2 protein-coding genes and 2 pseudogenes are annotated in these 4,272 nt (G+C 50.9%); 2 read left to right on the top strand and 2 right to left on the bottom strand.

The features are described 5' to 3' along the window. Positions 1-1,324 precede the first annotated feature (1,324 nt). Positions 1,325-1,507, bottom strand: a pseudogene (locus FTV31_RS15675) (TM2 domain-containing protein); the annotation flags it as partial. Here FTV31_RS15675 and FTV31_RS17445 point away from each other — a divergent pair. Beyond that, positions 1,492-1,746, top strand: a complete 255-nt coding sequence (locus FTV31_RS17445) for a cupin domain-containing protein (protein ID WP_218949379.1) — start codon at positions 1,492-1,494, stop codon at positions 1,744-1,746. The pseudogene FTV31_RS15675 and the gene FTV31_RS17445 sit on opposite strands and share 16 nt — an antisense overlap. A 37-nt stretch (positions 1,747-1,783) precedes the next feature. On the opposite strand, the gene wzz(fepE) is transcribed toward FTV31_RS17445, so the two are convergent. Next, the gene (gene wzz(fepE), locus FTV31_RS15665; protein WP_021544858.1) at positions 1,784-2,926 is read right to left on the bottom strand and encodes an LPS O-antigen length regulator Wzz(fepE); all 1,143 of its coding nucleotides are present in this window, start codon (positions 2,924-2,926) and stop codon (positions 1,784-1,786) included. A 194-nt stretch (positions 2,927-3,120) separates the two neighbouring features. On the opposite strand from wzz(fepE), the pseudogene FTV31_RS15660 reads away from it, so the two are divergent. After that, a pseudogene (locus FTV31_RS15660) lies at positions 3,121-3,583 on the top strand (transposase). The last annotated feature ends 689 nt before the right edge of the window (positions 3,584-4,272 follow it).

Raw genomic sequence — 4,272 nt, 5'->3', positions numbered from 1 at the left:
TAACTTCAAGACTAACTCCTCTAAATCAGTTACCAGTGGCTGCTGCCAGTGGCGCTTTGTCGTGTCTTTCCGGCTTGGACTCAAGTCGATAGTTACCGGAGAAGACGCAGCGGTCGGACTGAACGGGGGGTTCGTGCATACAGTCCAGCTTGGAGCGAACTGCCTACCCGGAACTGAGTGTCAGGCGTGGAATGAGATAAACGCGGCCATAACAGCGGAATGACACCGGTAAACCGAAAGGCAGGAACAGGAGAGCGCACGAGGGAGCCACCAGGGGGAAACGCCTGGTATCTTTAAGTCCTGTCGGGTTTCGCCACCACTGATTTGAGCGTCAGATTCTGTGATGCTTGTCAGGGGGGCGGAGCCTATGGAAAACCGGCAACGCCGCGGCCTTTTCTTTTGCCTCTCGATCCTCTCTCATTGCCTGTGCCTTAATGTCTCCGTTCCCTCCGCTCGCCGCAGCCGAACGACCGAGCGTAGCGAGTCAGTGAGCGAGGAAGCGGAATATCCCCGGACTTATCTTCGGCACCGTACGCGCCAGTGCTGCATTTTTTAATACGATGCAGGATAGGGCTAACGCCGCAAAGTGACGTCACCTGACGTTCCTGGATTACAAAGGTTAAAGCAGCGGACAGGAAATGTTTTGTGCCCACAGCTATGCTGGCTTATTCACAAAACAGCGGGACAAGATGTGTTTTTGGAGTACCGCCGGCCCGCTAAAGACTCCTGGTTAGCTCCCGCATGTTTGCTATCTTTTTGCTACCATTTTGCTACTTTTTTGCTATCTCCAGAGTCTTCTGGTCTTTCGGTTGCTATCCTTTTGCTACTTTTTTGCTATCAAAATGCTACCTCTCCCTTCTTGCAATAAATGACCAAGGCACGTTAGCGATGTATACATCGCCGCGCCGCAAGGGTGCCCCTTCCGAATCCCGTTCATCACTGCGTGCTGATTCATCCACGTTAAATCCGACCCCCTTAGCAATAAATCCAGCCATGCCTGACGGCCTGGCCAACGCCTCACGGCCGCACAGTAAACTGCACACCCGTGAGGCGTTATTCGTGAGGTTCAGTGGTGCTTTTGGGCGTCCAGCCGGATTTTAGCCGCTAAAATCCCGGCCATGCATGTGTGTGCATAGCCATGCAGACGCGCCAGAATCATCAGGCGCGTTTTTTCACGATATAGGCACAGGGAAGTGTCGGAAACAGGCAGGAAGACCCAGAAACGCCCTGAGAGCCTCTCAGGCGGTGCACGCAACGGATGTTATGGTAAATCTGCCTCACAGACTGGTACAAAAAAAGCCCCGCAGGGCTTTTTTGCTATGAGTTAGCCATATTTTCTTGCGAATTTTTCATCGGAATCGCATAGATAAATAATAAACTCAATAAACGCGATGATCGCGGGTATGAATGTCCAGCAAAAAATTAGATACAGGAATCCCTGTCCTATTTTACCTAAGTAAAATTTATGTACGCCAAATCCACCAAGGAAGAATGCTAAGAAAGATGATGGCGGTGGAGGTCAATTTTGAGCAGGGTGCGATTGGCCCGATGCACAATCACCCGCATGAACAGCTTACCTATGTGCTCTCCGGGGAGTTCGAGTTTACGATAGGTGAAGAAAAGCAGATCGTGACGGCGGGCGATACGCTCTATAAAGCGCCGCACGTGATGCACGGCTGCATTTGCCTGAAGCCCGGCACCCTTCTGGATACCTTTACGCCGGTGCGCGACGATTTCCTGAAATAAAAAAAGGCGCTGAATCAGCGCCTTTTTAATATCGTCGTTACTCTGTTGCTGGCGTTACGGCCGTTATCGGCTCTGGCAACGGATTACGCGAGAGCATTGCCTCACGCAGCAGCACGCTGCCGCAGGCAAACAGGCCGCCCAGAATCCCTGCCAGCAGCACAATCAGGGCTTTGCCCGGACCGTCTTTTTTCACCGGCAGTGACGGTGAAAGCTGATACCTGAAGGGTTCAAGCTTCACGTCTTCCACGGACAGTTTTTGCAACTGAGTCAGATAGTATTCACGGTTCTGGAAATCCGCATTCAGCTCGGCCACGTCCTTCAGATTCTTTTCAATCTGCAGCTTTTGCGCAATACCGTCAGCACCCAGCGCCACGGAGTAGTCAGGATCGTCTTTTACCGCCTGTCCGTTGCTGTAAACCGGCTTCTTAATGCCTGCCGCGTTCGCCACTTCCAGCGAATAGTTGAGGCGCTGCAGGTTGGTGTTGTGGATATTGGTCAGACGCACGCGATCCAGCTCCAGCTGCTGCTGAACGACTTTCGTTTTCAGCGTGATCTGGTTACGGATATTTTCCATCGTCTCCTGCTCAACAATGCGGGAGATATAGTTGATGTAACCTTCCAGAACCGTCTGCGCGTCTCCCGCCGTCGGGGCGGTAAAGCTCAGCGTCCATGAGGTATACGGCGCTTTGTCTGCGTCTTTAACCTGCGTGTTATCTGTCGCTTTCATTTTCTCAGCAATATTCACCACCGCGCGATGCAGCTCCAGCGGGTCTACCTCGGTGCCTTCCAGCTGAGACATCACGTACGGGGAGGTTTTCATGTACTCTTCGAGCAGCGACTGCGACTGAAACTTTTTGATGAACAGGTTAAACACGTCTCCACGGCTCACCTTCGCGTCGACGTCCAGCACCTGCAGCGTCACCATCATCTGGCGCAGCGTGTTCCACTGCGTCTGCTCGGCCGGCGTGATCACGGCTTTACTGGTCCATTTTTGCGGGATTAAAAACGCAATGGCCAACCCTACTACGGCGAACGCCAGGACGATCGTCACAATACGTTTTTTGGCTGCCAGAAGTACGTCTAACAACCCCAGGAGATCTATCTCTTTGGTGCTTACCGCCGGAGTGGCATAACGGGGAAAATCGAGGTCCGTGTTTTTCTTGAAATCCATCGCTGACATAACCGTTCTTCTTTTTGGAGCGCAGTAAATTTCTGCCTGATTGGTTGCAGTGGTCGGATGATACAAGAAAGTAAGAATAATCTGAACGCCAGATTGATCTATCTGTAGACCGACTATCAGATTTAGGGAAGGTGCGAACAAGTCCCTGATATGAGATCATGTTTGTCATCTGGAGCCATGGAACAGGGTTCATCATGAGTCATCAACTTACCTTCGCCGACAGTGAATTCAGCAGTAAGCGCCGTCAGACCAGAAAAGAGATTTTCTTGTCCCGCATGGAGCAGATTCTGCCATGGCAAAACATGGTGGAAGTCATCGAGCCGTTTTACCCCAAGGCTGGTAATGGCCGGCGACCTTATCCGCTGGAAACCATGCTACGCATTCACTGCATGCAGCATTGGTACAACCTGAGCGATGGCGCGATCGAAGATGCTCTGTACGAAATCGCCTCCATGCGTCTGTTTGCCCGGTTACATGAAAGCCAGCATCCGGGCCAAGGTGGAGCACCCATTTCGCATCATCAAGCGACAGTTCGGCTTCGTGAAAGCCAGATACAAGGGGTTGCTGAAAAACGATAACCAACTGGCGATGTTATTCACGCTGGCCAACCTGTTTCGGGCGGACCAAATGATACGTCAGTGGGAGAGATCTCACTAAAAACTGGGAATAACGCCTTAAATGGCGAAGAAACGGTCTAAATAGGCTGATTCAAGGCATTTACGGGAGAAAAAAATCGGCTCAAACATGAAGAAATGAAATGACTGAGTCAACCGAGAAGAATTTCCCCGCTTATTCGCACCTTCCCTAATAGCGCGGCTGCGATTCTACTTTTTTCACCTGAACCTGAAGAGGCGTTTGTGGCTCCGCAGTGTGGGCATGACTTTGCTGTTTCGTGTATTTCCTTGCCGCATCCTCGGCAGTAAACCATTGAACTCATTTTTTATCCTCGAGCTTATTTTTAGTTGGGATGCATAATATCCGATGTTTTATAACGATATGCATCCTATATGCTCGGGTGGGATAGATTTCCATTATGGTGAAGGATCTTCTTGAGATCCTTTCTGTAGCGTCGTAATCTCTTGCTCAGTAAACGAAAAAACCGCCCAGCAAGGCGGTTTTTCGAAGGTTCTCAGAGCTGCAACTCTTTGAACCGTGGTAACTGGCTTATGAGGAGCGCAGTAACCAAATCTGTTCTTTCAGTTTAGCCTTAACAGGCGCATAACTTCAAGACTAACTCCTCTAAATCAGTTACCAGTGGCTGCTGCCAGTGGCGCTTTGTCGTGTCTTTCCGGCTTGGACTCAAGTCGATAGTTACCGGAGAAGACGCAGCGGTCGGACTGAACGGG

It is taken from the genome of Acinetobacter sp. YH16031, from assembly GCF_013417335.1.
In the GTDB taxonomy this organism is placed as follows: domain Bacteria; phylum Pseudomonadota; class Gammaproteobacteria; order Pseudomonadales; family Moraxellaceae; genus Acinetobacter.
The sequence above is the reverse complement of the archived record's forward strand: the minus strand, read 5'-3'. Positions and strand labels throughout refer to the sequence as shown.

Coding starts and splice junctions, on each gene's coding strand:
- FTV31_RS17445 (WP_218949379.1), top strand. CDS start 1,492: ATGCTAAGAAAGATGATGGCGGTGGAGGTCAATTTTGAGCAGGGTGCG.